14 protein-coding genes and 2 rRNA genes are annotated in these 20,126 nt (G+C 68.5%); 7 read left to right on the top strand and 9 right to left on the bottom strand.

The window, feature by feature from the left end:
* Positions 1–117 precede the first annotated feature (117 nt).
* Both ACQEVY_RS28835 and ACQEVY_RS28830 read left to right on the top strand, forming a co-directional pair.
* On the top strand, positions 118–696 hold the full coding sequence (locus ACQEVY_RS28835; RefSeq protein ID WP_432952287.1) for a GNAT family N-acetyltransferase: 579 nt from the start codon (positions 118–120) through the stop codon (positions 694–696).
* A 172-nt stretch (positions 697–868) separates the two neighbouring features.
* On the top strand, positions 869–2,071 hold the full coding sequence (locus ACQEVY_RS28830; protein ID WP_432952286.1) for a winged helix-turn-helix domain-containing protein: 1,203 nt from the start codon (positions 869–871) through the stop codon (positions 2,069–2,071).
* A gap of 40 nt (positions 2,072–2,111) precedes the next feature.
* Here the strand turns inward: ACQEVY_RS28830 and ACQEVY_RS28825 are convergent, their stop codons facing one another.
* The 7 genes from ACQEVY_RS28825 to mtnA all read right to left on the bottom strand — a co-directional run bounded on the left by ACQEVY_RS28825 (position 2,112) and on the right by mtnA (position 10,733).
* The gene (locus tag ACQEVY_RS28825) at positions 2,112–2,876 is read right to left on the bottom strand and encodes a response regulator (RefSeq protein WP_432952285.1); all 765 of its coding nucleotides are present in this window, start codon (positions 2,874–2,876) and stop codon (positions 2,112–2,114) included.
* Positions 2,877–3,118: 242 nt separating this feature from the next.
* Positions 3,119–3,811 carry a ribosome hibernation-promoting factor, HPF/YfiA family gene (hpf, locus tag ACQEVY_RS28820; protein ID WP_432952284.1) on the bottom strand — a complete coding sequence of 231 codons (693 nt, stop codon included), beginning with the start codon at positions 3,809–3,811 and terminating at the stop codon, positions 3,119–3,121.
* 313 nt (positions 3,812–4,124) lie between these two features.
* Positions 4,125–4,892: a ComF family protein gene (locus ACQEVY_RS28815; protein ID WP_432952283.1), complete on the bottom strand. Its 768-nt coding sequence runs from the start codon at positions 4,890–4,892 to the stop codon at positions 4,125–4,127.
* Positions 4,893–4,963: 71 nt separating this feature from the next.
* Positions 4,964–6,802 (bottom strand): LpqB family beta-propeller domain-containing protein, encoded by a 1,839-nt coding sequence (locus ACQEVY_RS28810; protein WP_432952282.1) that lies wholly within the window; start codon positions 6,800–6,802, stop codon positions 4,964–4,966.
* A complete protein-coding gene (mtrB, locus tag ACQEVY_RS28805) occupies positions 6,792–8,888 on the bottom strand; it encodes an MtrAB system histidine kinase MtrB (RefSeq protein ID WP_432952281.1) in 2,097 nt (698 codons plus the stop codon). The genes ACQEVY_RS28810 and mtrB overlap by 11 nt, the downstream gene beginning before the upstream one ends.
* Position 8,889: 1 nt before the next feature.
* Complete coding sequence (gene mtrA, locus ACQEVY_RS28800) at positions 8,890–9,579, bottom strand: two-component system response regulator MtrA (protein WP_187822996.1); 690 nt, start codon at positions 9,577–9,579, stop codon at positions 8,890–8,892.
* Between the two features lie 8 nt (positions 9,580–9,587).
* Entirely contained in the window at positions 9,588–10,733 is a 1,146-nt protein-coding gene (mtnA, locus tag ACQEVY_RS28795) for an S-methyl-5-thioribose-1-phosphate isomerase (protein WP_432952280.1), read from the bottom strand.
* A gap of 140 nt (positions 10,734–10,873) precedes the next feature.
* Between mtnA and ACQEVY_RS28790 the strand changes: the two genes are divergently transcribed.
* Genes ACQEVY_RS28790 through ACQEVY_RS28770 form a run of 5 tightly spaced genes read left to right on the top strand, consistent with a single transcriptional unit; the run spans position 10,874 to position 16,517 of the window.
* Complete coding sequence (locus ACQEVY_RS28790; RefSeq protein WP_432952279.1) at positions 10,874–12,256, top strand: hypothetical protein; 1,383 nt, start codon at positions 10,874–10,876, stop codon at positions 12,254–12,256.
* Between the two features lie 4 nt (positions 12,257–12,260).
* On the top strand, positions 12,261–13,022 hold the full coding sequence (locus ACQEVY_RS28785; RefSeq protein WP_432952278.1) for a DUF4129 domain-containing protein: 762 nt from the start codon (positions 12,261–12,263) through the stop codon (positions 13,020–13,022).
* Positions 13,019–14,218 (top strand): DUF4350 domain-containing protein, encoded by a 1,200-nt coding sequence (locus tag ACQEVY_RS28780; protein WP_432952277.1) that lies wholly within the window; start codon positions 13,019–13,021, stop codon positions 14,216–14,218. The genes ACQEVY_RS28785 and ACQEVY_RS28780 overlap by 4 nt, the downstream gene beginning before the upstream one ends.
* Complete coding sequence (locus ACQEVY_RS28775) at positions 14,218–15,207, top strand: AAA family ATPase (RefSeq protein WP_432955447.1); 990 nt, start codon at positions 14,218–14,220, stop codon at positions 15,205–15,207. The genes ACQEVY_RS28780 and ACQEVY_RS28775 overlap by 1 nt, the downstream gene beginning before the upstream one ends.
* Entirely contained in the window at positions 15,207–16,517 is a 1,311-nt protein-coding gene (locus ACQEVY_RS28770) for a DUF58 domain-containing protein (RefSeq protein WP_432952276.1), read from the top strand. Before ACQEVY_RS28775 ends, ACQEVY_RS28770 begins: the two co-directional genes overlap by 1 nt.
* Before the next feature lie 48 nt (positions 16,518–16,565).
* Here ACQEVY_RS28770 and rrf read toward each other — a convergent pair.
* Together rrf and ACQEVY_RS28760 are read right to left on the bottom strand one after the other, a co-directional pair.
* Positions 16,566–16,682 (bottom strand): 5S ribosomal RNA (gene rrf / locus ACQEVY_RS28765).
* A gap of 91 nt (positions 16,683–16,773) precedes the next feature.
* A 23S ribosomal RNA gene (locus ACQEVY_RS28760) occupies positions 16,774–19,897 on the bottom strand.
* Positions 19,898–20,126: the final 229 nt, after the last annotated feature.

Genomic DNA, 20,126 nt, shown 5'->3' with positions numbered 1-20,126 from the left:
ACTAGGACAACGGACGGCAGTTGCGGAAGGTGCCGCACAGGCACAACGAAAAGTAACCGGCCCTTCACGCAGTGCAAAACAATGGCTTCCCTGAGTGAGGCCGAGCAGAATCGGGCAATGGAACCCGTCACTCTGACCTCCGAGCGCCTCCTGCTGCGTTCGGTGGGACCGCACGACACCGACGCCGTGTACGAAGCCTGCCAGGACCCCGAGATCCAGCGCTGGACAACGATCCCGTCGCCCTATCTGCGGGAGCACGCGGTGGGCTTCACGGAGCAGATGGTGCCCGACGGCTGGGCGGACAGCTCGATGTTCACGTTCGGCGTCTTCCTGCCTGCCGCCGGCGAACTCGCCGGCATGCTCGGCATCACGATGCGCTCCCCGGGAGTCGGCGAGATCGGTTTCTGGGCCACGAAGGAACACAGGGGCAACGGCTACGTCACCGAGGCCACTGTCCGCGCGTCCCGTTGGGCGTTCAAGGACATGGCGATCGACCGTGTGGAGTGGCGGGCCGAGGTCGGCAACCGGGGTTCCCGCGCGGTCGCCGAACGCGCCGGCTTCACCATGGAGGGCGTCCTGCGCTCCGGCATCAACAACAAGGGCGTACGCCGCGACTGCTGGATCGGCTCCTTGCTCCCCTCCGACATGGGACTGCCGTCGACAGCGCCGTACCTGCCTGCCCCGCAGCATGCCTGAACCGCCGGGCTGAACGGGCGGGCTGAATCGCCGGGCCGAACGGGCGGGTTGAACGGGCGGGCTGAATCGCCGGTGTCCCGTCGCCCCACTCTCTCCACGTGATCACCACAAGTCAGGGCCGGTTTTCGCAGGTCAGATCCGATTGTCAGTGGCACCGCCTATCGTGCGGGCCATGACGAGTCTCCCTCGCCCCACCGTCGAACTCTCCGCCGACGAGGCCCGCCGAATCGCCCTGCGCGCCCAGGGATTCCTCGGCGCCCCCGACCGCAAGGCCGGCGTGCGCGGGGTGCTGCGGCATCTGGGAGCGGTCCAGCTCGACACGATCTCGGTCCTCGCCCGCTCCCACGAACTCATCCCGTACGCCCGCCTCGGCGCCGTCGGCCGCAAGACGGTGGACAAGGCCTACTGGACCGCGTCATCCCCGGGCACTTCTCCGGCCCGGCCGCACGCCTTCGAGTACTGGTCGCACGCCGCTTGCATCCTCCCCATCGAGGAGTGGCCCCACTTCGCCTTCCGCCGCCGCGCCTACCGCGCCCGCCCGCAGTGGAACCACGAGCTCCCGGACGGCACGTACGACCAGGTCATCAAGCAACTGAAAGCCGAAGGCCCCCTTACGGCCACGGAGTTGGGCGGCGCCAAGAAGACCAGCGAGTGGTGGGATTGGTCGGGCACGAAGGTCGCCGTCGAGCGCGCGCTGATGTACGGCGAGGTGGTGTGCGTGGAACGGCGCGGCTGGAAGCGGGTGTACGACCTCGCCGAGCGCGCCATCCCCGACACGCTGCTCCATGACGAGCTGGACGACACCGAGTGCCTGCGCCGTCTGGTCTGGCTCGCCGGCCAGGCGCTGGGCGTCGGCACGCGCGCGGACATAGCCGACTACCACCGCCTCAAGGGCGAGCAGGTCGACGCGGTGATAGCGGACTCCGGACTGGTCCCGGTGACCGTCTCGGGCTGGGGCAAGCCCGCCTGGGCCGATCCGGCGGCCCTGGAGACCACGCCGCGAGGCCGCCACCGTACGACGCTGCTGTCCCCGTTCGACTCGCTGATCTGGGAACGCGCCCGCACGGAACGGATCTTCGGCTTCACCCACCGCCTGGAGGCCTACGTCCCCAAGCCGAAGCGGGTGCACGGCTACTTCGCAATGCCGGTCCTCGCCGGCGGCCGCCTCGTCGGCCGCGTGGACCCCGCCCGCGAGGGCCGAACGCTCGTGGCCAAGCAGGTGACTTTGGACGGCCCCAAGGCCGTGCCCGCGGTGGCCCAAGCACTCGTCGAGGCAGCAAGCTGGGTGGACTGTGCGGACGTACGCGTGGAGAGGGTGGACGCGCCGGAACTGCGGGAGCCGCTGACGAGAGAGCTGGCACGAGTACTGGCGTGAGTGACCGCATCGCGCCCCTCCAGGGCGCGATGCGAAACGGTCAGCGGATCTCGAGGATCTTCTCCCGCATCGCGTACACCACGGCCTCCATCCTGGAGTGCAACTGCAGCTTCTCCAGGATGTTCCGCACGTGGTTCTTCACGGTGTTCTCGGAGATGAACAACTCCTTGGCGATATCCCGGTTGTTCATCCCGGTCGCGACCAGCTTGAGAACCTCCAGCTCACGATCGGTGAGCCGGGGCGCCGGCACCAGCCGTCGCTCATCCGTGCGCTGGATCATCGACTTGAACTCGGTGAGCAGCTTGGACGCCATCGAGGGGCTGATCTGCGACTGCCCGTCGGCGACGGCACGAATCGCCGTCGCCACCTCGTCCGTGGAGATCTCCTTGAGGAGATAGCCGGTCGCGCCCGCCTTGATCGCGTCGTAGAGGTCGGCCTCCTCATCGCTGATCGTCAGCATGATGATCTTCGCGCTGGGGGCCACCTCCTTGATGGACGTGCACGCCTCGATACCGCCGCGTTTGGGCATCCGTACGTCCATCAGCACGATGTCGGGCAGCAGGTCGGCGGCCTTGTCGACCGCCTCGGCCCCGTCACCCGCCTCCCCGACGACCTGGATGTCCTCCTCGGCGGCGAGCACGATCTCCAGGCCGCGGCGGAAAAGGGCATGGTCGTCCACGACAAGGACCCGGATCGGCTCCTTGCGTGGGGGGCCGGCATTCGGGCCGGAGCCCGCGTCCGGGCCCATGCCGACGACGCCGTCGTCGGCATCTTCGTCCTGCATCGGTCCGAAGCTGTCCGCCATCGTTCCTCCCCCTGAAGGCCGTGGCCTGTGTTCCTGTGCCATCGCCAACCCAAGGCAACGGCCCACCGGTTGGGGCCCGGTTCGGCCATGATTTCATGCCCGGACGACAGTCCGGTGACGCAGCGGGGCGCGAGGGGTCGCATACCGGTGCCCCTGGGGGCGCACGCACACTCGCACGCACGCTCCAGGGGCACCGACTGGTGGTCCCCCGGCCGACGACCGGGGGAACTCATCGGGCGTGGTCAGCCGCCCAGCGTCCCGCCCGTCGAGGGCTTGTGCGCCTGGGCGACCATCGGGTCAGTGCTGAGGTGGATGACGCCGTAGTCGTATGCGTGCCGCCGGTAGACGACACTCGGTTCCTTGGTCTCGGAGTCGACGAAAAGATAGAAGTCATGCCCGACCAGCTCCATCTCGTAGAGAGCCTGGTCGAGGGTCATCGGAGAGGCGACGTGCGTCTTCTCGCGTACGACGAGGGGGCCTTCGCCCTTCACCTCGAGGGAGCCGATCTTCTTGGTCGGCACTCCTTCGGGCTCTTCCTCGTGGACGGCGTTGCCGTTCCCGTTCAGTGTCGCCACACCCGGAACGTGGTCGGGGACCTCAGCTGCCGTGAGCCGACGGGCACCACGGCGCGTGTAGCGCTTGTCGTGCTGCTTGCGCAGCCGGGCTTCGAGCTTGTCCGCCGCCAGGTCCAGTGCCGCATACGCATCGCTGGCCGCCGCCTCCGCCCGGATCACCGGGCCGCGGGAGTGAAGCGTGATCTCCACTCGGTCGGACCGGTCGGCCTGTCGCGGGTTGGGCTCCTTGGACACCTCGACGTCGAGGCTGATCACCTTGGCATCGAGCTTCTGGATCTTCTCCAGCTTCAGCTTCTCGGCCACGTGCTTACGGAACCGCTCTGGCACTTCGGTCTTGCGGCCCTTGACGACGATGTCCACGCAGAACTCCGTTCCCGGATCGCTCCGCAACGGTGCGGAGCAACTCCCTTTTTGCACCAGGCTCCGGTACGTCCCAGAGCCTCGGACTTGGTGACTTCCACCTCCTCCTCCCCCGTGGGCAAGATCTCCACCCCACCGCTGCGGGTGATTGCAGAAACCCGCAGGATGGCAATCCGGTATAGGAGGGACAGCACCCGGCATTCCCTCACAACCGAACATATCTCGCTCGGACGGATGTCGTCACCCTCTACTGCGGTGTACCTCCATTCCAGCGAATGAACCTCTCGCTACCTGCAACGACGCAACTTCCCGATCAGTTCCGGATTATGGCGAACGATGACGGAGACGCGGCGACCACAGCCGCGCTGATCATGTCTCCGGTGCCGTTCGGACCACGCATTTCCGCAGCCGTTTGTGGCCGGTCTCCCGCTTCCGCAAAAGCGGCGCGCAGCGCCCGCGCCGCCTCCGCCAAGGACGCGCCCGTCGTCATCAGGTCGTCGACGAGTACGGCCCGTCCGCCTTCGGCCAGCAACCGGGCGCCCCCGGCGGCCACCTCCAGGGCGCCGGCCAGATTGTCCATCCGCTGCCGGGAGTTGAGCCCCGACTGGTCGGCCACGGCACGCCGCTGCCGCAGCACGGCGAGCACCCGTGCCGGCGTCCCCGCGCGCCGCAGCTCGCCCGCCGCCGCGAGCGCGATCCGCCGCGCCGGGTCATGCCCCCGGGCCCGCACCGCGCGCCGCGCGGAGGGGACGGGAACGAGCAGCACCGGTCCTCCGAGCCCGCCACCGGACGCGAGCGAGGCCCGTACCGCACCCGCGAGCGCCAGTCCCAGCGGCCCTGCGAGCATCAGCGCACCCCGTTCCTTGTGGGCGAGGAGCGCCGCCCGCACTTCGTCCTCGTACGGAGCCGACGCGTGCACCACAGGCAGCCCCGGCGGCTCGGGCATCGGTCGCACCCGGCGCGGCGCGGCCCCCATCAGGGCGGCACGGCACCCCGGGCACAACACCGCACGAGGTCTCCCGCAGCCTCCGCACACGGCCGGCAGCACCAGGTCGGTGAGGTCCTGCCACCACCCGCGCATGCCCACCACTGTGCCAACGCCAGAGCGCTGCGGCCACCCCTGTGGACAAGTCCCTGTGGACAACCGCCTGGCTATCCCGGATAGACCGGCGCCGTCCCCGTCTTGACCACCTTCTGCCACTGCGCACCGGACGAAAGCCGCACAATCCCGTCCTCCGAGTGCGCCACCAGCGGCAGCCGCTCGTCCTCGGAGGCGGCGATCTCCTCCACGCCGGTGAGCGCGGAAGGCGGCGCCCCGACCGGGGTGGAGCCGTCGACCTGGACGTACCGGATCTGCTGCACGCCGCCCTCCTCCTGGCCCACCACGACCAGGCGGCTGTCCCCGGCCCAGGACATGGCCGTGACCTCTTCCAGCTGCGGTGTGACCGAACGCGGGTCGTGGATCGTGACGACAGGCCGCCCATCCGGTCCGTTCTGGCGCTCGATCCGCCCCATGAGCAGCGAGGTCTTGCCGTCCTCCTCGACGATCAACGCGATCCGCACACCGTCCGCGGCCACCCGCACCGCCTCGATCCGCCCCTCGATCCCGGGCGTCCTGACCTCCAGCGGCACACCGCGGCCCTCCTCGAACAGGAGCAGCCGGGAGTTCTTCGGGTCGCGGTCGGCCACCCACAGGTCGCCGCGCACATCCCAGCTGGGCGTCGTCAGCCCGTCGTCCTCCGCCTTGGCCTTGCTCTTCAGCACGGGATCCCCGAGCGAAGCACCGGACGCGAGCGACCCCACGTACAGCGAACGCCCGTCCAGCGAGACCCCGGCCGCGCTCTCCTCGTTCCGCGAGACCGCGGCCGTCCGCAGTGCCGTGTCGCCGGTGCCGAGCGCTCCGGGCACCGGCTCGGCCTCTTGGTCTTCGTCGGCGGGTATCCGTACGAGCCGCTTCTCGCCGTCGATGAAGTACTCGTAGTGGACAGGCTGCCCGGTGCCGTGCGAGGCGATGATCTCGGCGTCGGGCTCATCGATCTCGCACAGCTGTGAGCCGTCGGGGCGCTGCAGTTCGACCTTGTCAATGCCCGTGGGCGTCAGGTCCCTCAGGGTGAAGATGAGCTGGGCCGCCATCTCGGCGCACTGGGTCTGCCCGACGCCCTCGGCCCTCTTGTTCAGCGGCACCCTCAGCCGGTTCTGATCGTCCGGCGCCAGCGTCTTGACGCCCTTCTTGAGTGCCGTTCCCGTGGGGAAGCGCGACCTGACCACCGGCTTGAGCCAGCTCGTGGGCCCGTTCAGCAGTGCCTTGACCATCTGTGTCACGGGGTCGACCTGCTGGCGCACATAGACCGGATCGGCCACGGTTCCGAGCCGGTCGCCGGTCGGCGAGTTCGACGCGAAGTAGTACTTGTTGACGGAGACATAGCGGCGCTGGAAGTCGGAGTTGCCGAGCACCACGCCCTGCGGCGGCACGTCGATGCGCCACTGCTTGCTGCCGTCCGACAGCTTCTGCTCCGTGAGATGCAGCGTCTCCTTGTACGGGCCCTCGGCGGGCTCGTATGCGAACTGCTGGTCCACCTCGGCGACCTTGTCCCCGATCAGCGCGTACGCGTAGTCGCCGGTGGCCTCCCTGCTGCCGCTGTGCTCGGCCAGCGCGGTCGGCCCGTCCGCGAGCACCGTCGTCGAGCGCTCGGGCTGCCAGTCCTTCGAGGCCTCCTCGGTGAGGTACTTGCGCGCCGTGTCGAACTCCGGCTCATCGCTGGTCAGCGCCTCCAGGAAGCCCTGCACGATCTCGAGCGGCTGGGCGTTCTCCCGCGGCGGCATCGCGAAGACCCGGACCGGCGCGTCCGGCCGCTGCGAGGCCTTGACGTCGCGCAGATCCCCGCTGTCCGGCATCGAGGCGCACCCGGCCAGCAGTACGGCTCCACAGCCGACGTACGCCACTACCCGCATCGGACGCCGCCGGCCGCCGCGATCGCCGTCAGCGCCCACGTGATCCCTCCCCTTGCTTCAACTGATCCGGTCCCTCGCCGGTTCCCACGCCCTCCTCGGACGGCGCGTGGCCAGGCTCTTCGCGCTCCCCGGACTCCACGGGCGCGGTCACCGCACGCGCCTCCGCCGCGGGCCGCGGCACCACGCGCGCCCCGCTGCCGGGCAGCGCAGCCGGGTCCACCGCGCCGGCCAGCCTCGGGGCCACCGGCGCCCGCGGCGGCATCGGCGGTACCCCGCGCTCCCCTTGCGACTGCGCCGGCACCGTGGCGAGTTTTTGCGTGCCGCTCAGGGGCAGCCCCGCTTCGTTCAGCCCGCGGTTGCGCCGCGAGTCCTTGGGCTCCAGAGGTATGGGCGAGCCCCGAAGCGGCTCGTCCGCGGTCCGCGGCAACGTCAGCCGGAACTGCGAGCCGCCCCCCGGCTCACCCCACGCCTGCAGCCAGCCGCCGTGCAGCCGCGCGTCCTCCAGGGCGATGGACAGCCCGAGGCCCGTACCACCGGTGGTACGCGCGCGTGCCGGGTCGGCCCTCCAGAAGCGGCTGAACACGCGGGTCGCCTCGCCGGGCTTGAGTCCCACTCCGTAGTCGCGCACGGCGACCGCGACCGCGCCGCCCGCCGCGGCGAGCTTGACGACGACGTCCTTGCCCTCGCCGTGCTCCACGGCGTTGACGACGAGGTTCCGCAGCACCCGCTCCACCCGCCGCGCGTCGGCCTCGGCGACCACCGGCTGATGATCGCCGACGACCTTGATCTGAGTGCCCTTGCGCTCGGCGAGCGGCTCGGCCCCGCTCACCACCCGGCGTACGACCTCGCGCAGGTCTATCGGCTCGGCCTCCAGGGCCGCCGCGCCCGCGTCGAACCGGCTGATCTCCAGCAGATCCGCGAGCAGCGTCTCGAACCGGTCCAGCTGGTCCGCGAGCAGCTCGGCCGACCGCGCGGTCACCGGATCGAAGTCCACGCGCGCGTCATGGATGACGTCAGCGGCCATCCGTACGGTCGTCAGCGGCGTCCGCAGCTCATGAGACACATCGGACACGAACCGCCGCTGCATCCGCGACAGGTCCTCCAGCTGCTGGATCTTCAACTGAAGGTTCTGCGCCATCTTGTTGAAGGCCTCACCGAGCCGCGCGATGTCGTCCTCTCCGGTGACCTTCATACGTTCCTGAAGGCGCCCGGCGGACAGCCGCTCGGCGATGCCCGCGGCCATCCGTACGGGCGTGACGACCTGCCGCACCACGAGCCAGGCGATCGCGCCGAGCAGCACCACGACGAACAGTCCGGCCGTCGCGAGCGTCCCCTTGACCAGGCTGAGCGACTTCTCCTCCTGCGTGAGCGGGAAGAGGTAGTACAGCTGGTACGGCTCGCCGTTCGGGTCGTTCACCTGCTTGCCGATGACCAGCCCCGGCTGGGAGTCCTGGCCGGTCTTGTAGACGATGCGCGTATAACTCTGGGCCGGGAACATGTTCTCGTCGATGCGGCGGCGCAGATCCTCCGGCACGCTCGTCGCCGGATCGACGTCGCCCGACGAACGCGGGCCGCGCCCACCGCTGTCCGCGCCGGCGACCGTGCTGGAGGAGCTGAGCGTGACCACGGCGAAGGCGCCCTGGCCGCCGCTGGCGAGGGACTGCACGAGGTCGCTCAGCCACGCGCTGATGTTCTGGACGGGCCGCTCGTCCGTGCTCGAACCGTCGTCGCCCCCGGCGCTCGCAGCCGCGTCCGCCCGCTGCTTGGCCACGCCGAACCCACCGGTGGCCTGGCTCTCCGCGGCCTTCACCTTGGCGTCCAGCAGGCCGTTGCGCACCTGCCCGATGACGACGAAGCCCAACAGCAGGACCACACCCAGCGACATCAGCAGCGTCGTGACGACGACCTTGAGCTGGATGTTGCGCCGCCACAGCCGCATGACCGGCAGCAGCGGACGCCGCACCCAGCGCATGAAGAGCCGGAGGACCGGGCTGCCCTGGACTCCGCCCTGCAACAGCCAGCCCTCGCTGAACCGAGCCCAGAAGGAGCTCGCGGTCCTCCGGCCGACAGGCCGCGAGCGGCTTCCCGGCTGACCGGGCGCCGAAGCGGCACTGTCCCGGGACATGTCAGCTGGGTCCGGCCTTGTAACCGACGCCACGGACAGTCACCACGATTTCCGGCCGCTCCGGGTCCTTCTCGACCTTGGAGCGAAGCCGCTGTACATGAACATTGACAAGACGGGTGTCCGCCGCGTGCCGGTAGCCCCACACCTGCTCGAGGAGTACCTCACGCGTGAACACCTGCCAGGGCTTCCGGGCCAGCGCCACCAGCAGGTCGAACTCCAGCGGCGTGAGCGCGATCGACTGCCCGTCCCGCTTCACGGAGTGACCGGCCACATCGATGACCAGGTCGCCGATGGCGAGCTGCTCGGGCGCCGGCTCCTCCGACCTCCGCAGCCGCGCCCGGATCCGAGCCACCAGCTCCTTCGGCTTGAACGGCTTCACGATGTAGTCATCAGCGCCCGACTCAAGCCCGACCACCACATCGACGGTGTCGCTCTTCGCCGTGAGCATCACGATCGGCACCCCGGACTCCGCCCTGATCAGACGGCACACCTCGATACCGTCCCGCCCAGGCAGCATCAGATCGAGCAGCACGAGATCGGGCTTGGTCTCACGGAATGCGGCCAGCGCCTTGTCGCCGTCGGCTACGAAAGACGGTTCAAAACCTTCACCACGCAGCACAATGCCGAGCATCTCGGCCAGTGCGGTGTCGTCATCGACGACAAGGACTCGTCCCTTCATGAATGCCATCATCCCATTAACTAAATCGTTACCTGGCGTGACCTGGCACACAGCTCGGCAAGCGCCTCCGCCGTGACGGGCGAAACGGCGCCCTCCTCGGTGACGATCGCCGTCACCAGCTCGGGCGGCGTCACGTCGAACGCCGGGTTGTACGCCTGGGTACCCAGAGGTGCCACCGGAATCCCGCCTCCCGCTTCCGCTCCCGCCACCGGCACCTGTGGTGCGATGAGCTCGGTCACCTCATGACCGGCGCGCTGCTCGACCTCGATGGACGCCCCGTCCGGGGTGTCGGGGTCCACCGTCGTCACCGGCGCCACCACGACGAACGGTACGTGGTGGTACCGGGCCAGCACCGCGAGCGGGTAGCTCCCCACCTTGTTCGCCACCGAACCGTCGGCCGCGATCCGGTCGGCCCCGACCAGCACCGCATCCACCTCCCCCGCCGAGAACAGCGACCCCGCGGCGTTGTCCGTGAGCAGCGTGTACGCCATCCCGTTGCGCGCCGCCTCGTACGCCGTCAGGCGAGCACCCTGCAGCAACGGCCGCGTCTCGTCCACCCACAGCCTCCGCAGCCGCCCAGCCCGGTGCGCGGCGAGCGCGACGGCGAACGCCGTACCCTCCCCGCCGGACACCAGCGCCCCGGTGTTGCAGTGCGTCAGAATCCGGTGGTTGCCCCCGGGCAGCAGCTCGTCGAGCAGCGCGAGACCGTGCTCGGCCATGCGCCTGCTGGCCTCGGCGTCCTCCTGGTGAAGGGCGCGAGCAGCGGCGAGCGCGGCCTCGGCGGCCCGCTTCTGGTCACCGCCGCCGGCGAGGGCGGCACGGTGAGCCGACTGGGCCCTGCGCACGCCATGCATGAGGTTTACCGCGGTGGGCCGTGCGCTCGCGAGCGCGTCGGCGGCGTCATCCACGTCGAACCCGCGCATGGCGGCGAGCGCGACCCCGTACGCCCCGGCGATGCCCAGCAGCGGCGCCCCGCGCACGGCGAGTGTACGGATCGCTTCCACCAGCGCCGGAGGGTCGGTGCACACCAGCTCGACCTCCTCGGCCGGCAGCCGCGTCTGGTCGAGAAGGACCAGTACGGACCCTTCCGGCGGTTCGTCCCACCGGATCGCCGGAATCTCGGTGGGTGCGTTGTCCTCGCGGGAATGCACGTACTGATCGTCCATCCGCCCAGTCTGCCCCTTCCAGGGCGGACAATTGAAGGTGTGCAGCCCATACGGGGGCCGGTCACTTCCCGGCCGCACCGTGGCACGATGGCTGCCAAGCTGCCGCCGCAACCGCGAACGGGCACCGTGAAGGAGCGACGATGAAAGACACTCCGGGCTGGGCATCGCCCGGATCTGCCCCCTCCGACGGAGAGGACGGGCAGGAGCCGAACGCTTCCGGCCCTGCCGAGCCCGCGGACCGGCCCACTGCGCCAGAGCCCACGGACCAGCCGGGACAGCCCGCACCCGACCCGACCGGCCCAGGCACGAAGTGGTCCAAGGAGCAGCCCCCGCCCGCCCAATGGTCCGCGCCCAGCGGCTCCCAGGGCGGCCCGGCCCAGGCCCCGCCGCCTCCGCCCGGCCCCGGCTGGGGCGGACAGCACCCCGGCGGTCCCGGCGGCGGTCCCGGATACGGCGCTCCCGGCGGCCCTGGCGGCTACGGCCCCGGCGGTCACCCCGGGTGGGGAAGCGGCTGGGGCGGCCCTCCGCCCGCCGCCAAGCCCGGCGTGATCCCGCTCCGCCCGCTCGGTGTCGGCGAGATCCTCGACGGCGCCGTGTCGACCATGCGTACGCACTGGCGCACGGTCCTCGGCATCTCGCTGACCGTCGCGGTGTTCACGGAGATCCTCGTGGTCCTGCTCCAGGGCTTCGTCCTGGATGACGCCGCGAGCTCGGACACCCTCAACGACCCGAGCGCCTCCGTCGGCGAACTCACCCGCGCCCTGGGCGACACCCTGCTGGGCTCCAGCGTCATCGTGCTGGTCTCGCTGCTCGGCACCATCGTCGCGACCGCCCTGCTCACGACCGTGACCAGCCGCGCCGTGCTCGGCAAGTCGGTGACCACCGCCGAAGCCTGGCGCGACGCCCGGCCCCAGCTGCCGAAACTCTTCGGCCTTACCTTCCTGCTCCCGCTGATCGGCGTCGCGGTCGTCGCGATAGGCACCCTGCCCGGCGCCCTGATCGCCTACGCCGGCGGTGGCGACGGCGCTGTCGCACTCGCCGTCCTCGGCGGCATGGCCGCGGGTATCGTCGCGATCTGGCTGATGGTCCGCTTCTCGCTGGCCTCGCCCGCCCTGATGCTGGAGAAACAGAGCATCTGGAAGTCCGTGGGCCGCTCCGCGAAGCTGGTCCGCGGCTCCTGGTGGCGGGTCTTCGGCATCCAGCTGCTCGCCACGATCATCGCGAACGTCGTCGCCTCGATCATCGTGATCCCGTTCACCTTCCTCGCCGCCGCCCTGAGCGGCGACGGTGTCAACGGCCTCTTCACCAGCGGCACCGCGGACCTCGGCTGGACCTTCCTCATCGTCAGCGGGATCGGCGCGGTGATCGGGTCGATGCTCACGTTCCCGATCACCGCGGGTGTCGCCGTGCTCCTCTACATCGATCAGCGCATCCGCCGCGAGGCCCTCGACCTCGACCTGGCCCGCGCCGCCGGCGTCCAGGGCTACGGCTCCGACGCCGCCGGCACCACCCCGGGGAGCTGATGCGGTGAGCCCGGCGGGGGGTGTTCTCACAGCGGTGCTCGCGCTGCCGGGCTCCGGCACCGCGGCCGTACTCGTGCTGCCGCGCTCCGCCGACGAACCGCCGGTGACGGTCCCGCGCGACCCCGCACGGGACGCGGCCCGGCGTGAGCTGTCGAAGCGGATGTACCACGAGGACGACCCCAGCTGGTTCCAGCGCGCCCTGGACGCCTTCTGGGAATGGCTCGACAAGCTGTTCAGCGCAGCCTCCGGCGCGACCCCGGGCGGCGCACTCGGCCTCGTCGTCATCGCACTGGCGGCCGCGGCACTGATCGGCGCCCTCTGGTGGCGGCTCGGCACCCCGAGGCGCGGCCCCACCTCGGCCGCCCCACTCTTCGACGACCGGCCCCGCAGCGCCGCCGAGCACCGGGCAGCCGCCGAGAGCCACGCTGCCCAGGGCCACTGGAACCAGGCTGTCCAGGAGCGCATGCGCGCCATCGTCCGCTCCCTGGAGGAACGCGCCCTGCTCGAGCCCCGCCCCGGCCGCACCGCCGACGAGGCAGCCGCCGAGGCAGGCCGTACGCTCCCCTCCCACACGGACCGGCTCAGCGCCGCGGCCCGAGACTTCGACGACGTCACGTATGGCGGACGAACGGCCACATCACAGGCGTACCAGCGCCTCACCGAACTGGACCGCGACGTGGAACGCACCAAGCCCGTCCTCGCGAGCAGCGCCCCGAGCACCCAGAGCACTGCACACAGCACGACGCGCCAGGGGGCCGCCGAATGACCACCGAGGCCACCCCTGCCTCCACCACCTCGGCCTCCCCCACCGCTCGCCAGGTGTGGACCCGCGCGCGCGGTGTTCTGCTCGGGTTCGTGATCCTCCTGGTGGCCGCGATCGCCATCGCCGCGGTCCGCTCCGACGCTCAGCACGGCCGCCTCGACCCTCGCTCCGTCGACGCCAACGGCAGCCGAGCCGTCGCCGAGCTCCTCGCCGACCGCGGCGTGTCCACCCGCGTGGTCAGCACCCTGGAGGACGCGCGCAACGCCGCCGCCCCCGACACCACCCTCCTGGTCGCCGCCCCCGACCTGCTGACCGACCGCCAGCAGACCCGGCTCCACTCGGCATTCGCCGCCTCCGGAGGCCGCACCATCCTCGTCGCGCCCGGCATCCCGTCCGTCGACAGCCTCGCCCCCGGGGTCACCGCCGACCCCACGCCGAGCTACGACACGACGCTCCCGCCCGGCTGCGCCCTGCCTGCCGCCCAGCGAGCGGGCACCGCCGACACCGGCGGCGTCCGCTACACGACGACCGCGCCCGGTGCCGACTCCTGCTACCCCAGCGACGGCATGCCCACCCTGCTGCGCGTCCCGGCACTCGAAGGGGACGGCGACACCGTCGTACTCGGCGCCCCCGACATCCTCCACAACGACCGCCTCGACGAGCAGGGCAACGCCTCGCTCGCCCTCCAACTGCTCGGTTCCCGCCCCCACTTGGTCTGGTACCTCCCCTCGCTCTCCGACGACTCGGCCACCGACGGCGGCGACCGCAGCTTCTTCGACCTGATGCCCTCTGGCTGGCTCTGGGGCAGCCTGCAGCTCTTCATTGCCGCAGTCCTGGCCGCTCTCTGGCGTGCCCGCCGTCTGGGCCCGCTCGTCCCCGAACGGCTCCCCGTAGCGATCCGCGCCTCCGAAACCGTCGAAGGCCGCGCCCGCCTCTACCGCAAGTCCAACGCCCGCGACCGCGCCGCGGCAGCTCTCCGCTCCACCACTCGCACCCGCCTCGCCCCCCTCGTCGGCGTATCCCCCGCCCAGGCGCACGCGCCCGAAGCCCTGCTCCCCGCCCTGTCCACCCGCCTCCACGGCGACGGACAGTCCTCCCCGCACTCCCTTCTCTTCGGCCCGCCGCCCCGCGACGACGCAGCCCTCATCCACCTCGCCGACCAACTCGACGCCCTCGAAAGAGAGGTACGCCGTCCATGATGGACCCGACCACTGACAACGCCGCGGACACCAGGGATCCGGGCGGCGCCCGGGCCTCCCTGGAGGCCCTGCGCGCCGAGATCGCCAAAGCCGTGGTCGGCCAGGACCCCGCCGTGACCGGCCTCGTCGTCGCCCTCCTCTGCCGCGGCCACGTCCTGCTCGAAGGAGTCCCCGGCGTCGCGAAAACGCTGCTCGTACGGGCCCTCGCAGCCGCCCTCGAACTCGACACCAAGCGCGTCCAGTTCACCCCGGACCTGATGCCCAGCGACGTCACGGGCTCCCTCGTCTACGACGCCCGCACCGCCGAGTTCTCCTTCCAGCCCGGCCCGGTCTTCACCAACCTCCTGCTCGCCGACGAGATCAACCGCACCCCGCCCAAGACCCAGTCCTCACTCCTCGAAGCGATGGAGGAGCGCCAGGTCACGGTCGACGGCACCGCGCGCCTCCTCCCCGAGCCCTTCCTGGTCGCCGCAACGCAGAACCCGGTCGAGTACGAGGGCACATACCCCCTCCCCGAAGCCCAGCTGGACCGTTTCCTCCTCAAGCTGACGATCCCGCTGCCCTCCCGCAAGGACGAGATCGACGTCCTCACCCGCCACACCGAGGGCTTCAACCCGCGCGACCTGCGCGCCGCCGGCGTACGCCCCGTAGCCGACCCCGCCGCCCTGGAAGCCGCCCGCGCGGCAGTCGGCAAGACAGCGGTATCCCCCGAAATCACCGGCTACGTAGTGGACATCTGCCGCGCCACCCGCGAATCCCCGTCCCTCGCCCTCGGCGTCTCTCCCCGCGGCGCGACGGCGCTCCTGGCGACCGCCCGCGCATGGGCCTGGCTGACCGGCCGCGACTACGTCATCCCCGATGACGTAAAGGCTCTCGCGCTCCCCACGCTCCGCCACCGGGTCCAACTCCGCCCCGAAGCCGAGATGGAAGGCGTAACCGCCGACTCCGTGATCAACGCGATCCTCGCCCACGTCCCCGTACCGCGCTGATGGCACTCACCGGACGCGCCGCCCTCATCGCGGCCCTCAGCACTCTCCCGGTCGGCATCTGGGCCCCCGGCTGGTCAGGCATCCTCGCCGTGAACATCCCCCTGGCCCTCGCCTGCGCCTGCGACTTCGCCCTGGCCGCCCCCGTACGCCGCCTCGGCCTGACCCGCTCCGGAGACACCTCCGTACGCCTCGGCGAAACTGCCGACGTCACCCTCACGGTCACCAACCCGACCGGCCGCCCCCTACGCGCCCGCGTCCGCGACGCCTGGCCCCCCAGCAGCTGGCAGCCCGGCACGGAAGTCACCGCATCCCGTCACCGACTGACGATTCCCCCGGGCGAACGCCGCCGCATCACGACCCGCCTGCGCCCCACCCGTCGCGGCGACCGCCAGGCAGACCGCGTCACCATCCGCTCATACGGCCCTCTCGGCCTCCTCGCCCGCCAGGGCACCCACAACGTCCCCTGGACCGTACGCGTCCTGCCCCCGTTCACCAGCCGCAAGCATCTCCCGTCAAAACTGGCCCGCCTGCGCGAACTCGACGGCCGCACCAGCGCCCTGACCCGCGGCGAGGGCACCGAATTCGACAGCCTCCGCGAATACGTCCCCGGGGACGACACCCGCTCCATCGACTGGCGCGCCACCGCCCGGCAGACCACGGTCGCTGTACGCACCTGGCGCCCCGAACGCGACCGCCGCATCCTGCTGGTCCTCGACACAGGCCGTACCTCGGCGGGCCGCGTGGGCGACGCCCCACGCCTCGACGCCTCCATGGACGCGGCCCTGCTCCTGGCCGCCCTCGCCTCCCGAGCCGGCGACCGCGTGGACCTCCTCGCGTACGACCGCCGGGTGCGCGCCCAAGTGCAGGGACGAGCCGCGGGCGATGTCCTCCCCTCCCTGGTGAACGCCATGGCCCGCCTCGAACCGGAACTCATCGAGACAGACGCACGCGGCCTCACCGCCACCGCCCTCCGCACAGCCCCACGCCGTTCCCTGATCGTGCTTCTCACCAGCCTCGACGCGGCCCCCATCGAGGAGGGCCTGCTTCCCGTACTCTCCCGCCTCACCCAGCGCCATACAGTCCTGGTTGCCTCAGTGGCCGACCCACACATAGAGCACATGGCCACGGCAAGGGGAAACACAGATGCCGTGTACGAAGCCGCTGCAGCAGCCCAAGCTCAGACAGAACGCCATCGCACCGCCGAACAACTCATCCGCCATGGCGTCACAGTCGTGGACGCGACACCGAACGATCTTCCTCCGGCTTTGGCGGACGCTTATCTGGCCCTCAAAGCAGCGGGACGCCTTTAACGCAAAAATCCCCCGTGCCGAATGGCACGGGGGATTTCTCTACATTTAGTTCGGCGGTGTCCTACTCTCCCACAGGGTCCCCCCTGCAGTACCATCGGCGCTGTAAGGCTTAGCTTCCGGGTTCGGAATGTAACCGGGCGTTTCCCTCACGCTATGACCACCGAAACACTGTGAAACACGCAACCGGCAACCGTCCTGTGGCCCAGGACAGGGGTTGTTCGTGGTTTCAGAACCAACACAGTGGACGCGAGCAGCTGAGGACAAGCCCTCGGCCTATTAGTACCAGTCACCTCCACCCGTTACCGGGCTTCCAGATCTGGCCTATCAACCCAGTAGTCTCCTGGGAGCCTTAACCCCTCATAGGGGGTGGGAGTCCTCATCTCGAAGCAGGCTTCCCGCTTAGATGCTTTCAGCGGTTATCCCTCCCGAACGTAGCCAACCAGCCATGCCCTTGGCAGAACAACTGGCACACCAGAGGTTCGTCCGTCCCGGTCCTCTCGTACTAGGGACAGCCCTTCTCAAGACTCCTACGCGCACAGCGGATAGGGACCGAACTGTCTCACGACGTTCTAAACCCAGCTCGCGTACCGCTTTAATGGGCGAACAGCCCAACCCTTGGGACCGACTCCAGCCCCAGGATGCGACGAGCCGACATCGAGGTGCCAAACCATCCCGTCGATATGGACTCTTGGGGAAGATCAGCCTGTTATCCCCGGGGTACCTTTTATCCGTTGAGCGACGGCGCTTCCACAAGCCACCGCCGGATCACTAGTCCCGACTTTCGTCCCTGCTCGACCCGTCGGTCTCACAGTCAAGCTCCCTTGTGCACTTACACTCACCACCTGATTGCCAACCAGGCTGAGGGAACCTTTGGGCGCCTCCGTTACTCTTTAGGAGGCAACCGCCCCAGTTAAACTACCCATCAGACACTGTCCCCGATCCGGATCACGGACCCGGGTTAGACATCCAGCACGACCAGACTGGTATTTCAACGACGACTCCCCCACCACTGGCGTGGCAAGTTCACAGTCTCCCAGCTATCCTACACAAGCCGAACCGAACACCAATATCAAACTGTAGTAAAGGTCCCGGGGTCTTTCCGTCCTGCTGCGCGAAACGAGCATCTTTACTCGTAGTGCAATTTCACCGGGCCTATGGTTGAGACAGTCGAGAAGTCGTTACGCCATTCGTGCAGGTCGGAACTTACCCGACAAGGAATTTCGCTACCTTAGGATGGTTATAGTTACCACCGCCGTTTACTGGCGCTTAAGTTCTCAGCTTCGCACGCCCGAAAGCGCACTAACCGGTCCCCTTAACGTTCCAGCACCGGGCAGGCGTCAGTCCGTATACCTCGCCTTACGGCTTCGCACGGACCTGTGTTTTTAGTAAACAGTCGCTTCTCGCTGGTCTCTGCGGCCACCCCCAGCTCACCGTGCAAAACGGATCACCAAGAATGGCCCCCCTTCTCCCGAAGTTACGGGGGCATTTTGCCGAGTTCCTTAACCATAGTTCACCCGAACGCCTCGGTATTCTCTACCTGACCACCTGAGTCGGTTTAGGGTACGGGCCGCCATAAAACTCGCTAGAGGCTTTTCTCGACAGCATAGGATCATCCACTTCACCACAATCGGCTCGGCATCAGGTCTCACCCACAAGTGCGACGGATTTGCCTATCGCACGGGCTACACCCTTACCCCGGGACAACCACCGCCCGGGCTGGACTACCTTCCTGCGTCACCCCATCACTCACCTACTACCAGATCGGGTCACCGGCTCCACCACTCCCCTCAACTCCGAAGAGATCAGGGCGGCTTCACGGGCTTAGCATCACTGGATTCGATGTTTGACGCTTCACAGCGGGTACCGGAATATCAACCGGTTCTCCATCGACTACGCCTGTCGGCCTCGCCTTAGGTCCCGACTTACCCTGGGCAGATCAGCTTGACCCAGGAACCCTTAGTCAATCGGCGCACACGTTTCCCACGTGTGAATCGCTACTCATGCCTGCATTCTCACTCGTGAACCGTCCACAACTCGCTTCCGCGGCTGCTTCACCCGGCACACGACGCTCCCCTACCCATCACAGCGGGCGTTGGCCCTCATGCTGCAATGACACGACTTCGGCGGTACGCTTGAGCCCCGCTACATTGTCGGCGCGGAATCACTTGACCAGTGAGCTATTACGCACTCTTTCAAGGGTGGCTGCTTCTAAGCCAACCTCCTGGTTGTCTCTGCGACTCCACATCCTTTCCCACTTAGCGTACGCTTAGGGGCCTTAGTCGATGCTCTGGGCTGTTTCCCTCTCGACCATGGAGCTTATCCCCCACAGTCTCACTGCCGCGCTCTCACTTACCGGCATTCGGAGTTTGGCTAAGGTCAGTAACCCGGTAGGGCCCATCGCCTATCCAGTGCTCTACCTCCGGCAAGAAACACACGACGCTGCACCTAAATGCATTTCGGGGAGAACCAGCTATCACGGAGTTTGATTGGCCTTTCACCCCTAACCACAGGTCATCCCCCAGGTTTTCAACCCTGGTGGGTTCGGCCCTCCACACGGTCTTACCCGCGCTTCAGCCTGCCCATGGCTAGATCACTCCGCTTCGGGTCTTGAGCGCACTACTGAATCGCCCTGTTCGGACTCGCTTTCGCTACGGCTCCCCCACACGGGTTAACCTCGCAACACACCGCAAACTCGCAGGCTCATTCTTCAAAAGGCACGCAGTCACGAGAATGAAGACAAGTCTTCATTCCGACGCTCCCACGGCTTGTAGGCACACGGTTTCAGGTACTATTTCACTCCCCTCCCGGGGTACTTTTCACCATTCCCTCACGGTACTATCCGCTATCGGTCACCAGGGAATATTTAGGCTTAGCGGGTGGTCCCGCCAGATTCACACGGGATTTCTCGGGCCCCGTGCTACTTGGGTGTCTCTCAAACGAGTCGCTGACGTTTCGACTACGGGGGTCTTACCCTCTACGCCGGACCTTTCGCATGTCCTTCGCCTACATCAACGATTTCTGACTCGTCCTGCCGCCGGCAGACGACAGAAGAGAGATCCCACAACCCCGTACACGCAACCCCTGCCGGGTCTCACACGTATACGGTTTAGCCTCATCCGGTTTCGCTCGCCACTACTCCCGGAATCACGGTTGTTTTCTCTTCCTGCGGGTACTGAGATGTTTCACTTCCCCGCGTTCCCTCCACACCGCCTATGTGTTCAGCAGTGGGTGACAGCCCATGACGACTGCCGGGTTTCCCCATTCGGAAACCCCCGGATCAAAGTCTGGTTGACGACTCCCCGGGGACTATCGCGGCCTCCCACGTCCTTCATCGGTTCCTGGTACCAAGGCATCCACCGTGCGCCCTTAAAAACTTGGCCACAGATGCTCGCGTCCACTGTGCAGTTCTCAAACAACGACCAACCACCCACCACCCCGAACCATCCGGTTCGAGTTCACTGGGGCCGGCAACCGAAGGCAACCGGGCTTCCGCCCGTGCCTTCAGACACCCAACAGCGTGCCCGACACCCTCGCCCCTCCTGGTCTGCGGTCCACGCTCCGAAGAGCAGTACTGGCAGCCCGAGTGGGCTGAGTGTGCCGAATAATCAA

The organism is Streptomyces sp. CA-288835 (genome assembly GCF_050936385.1).
Taxonomy (GTDB): domain Bacteria; phylum Actinomycetota; class Actinomycetes; order Streptomycetales; family Streptomycetaceae; genus Streptomyces.
Note: the sequence above shows the minus strand (reverse complement) of the source record. Positions and strands in the feature narration are given on the sequence as shown.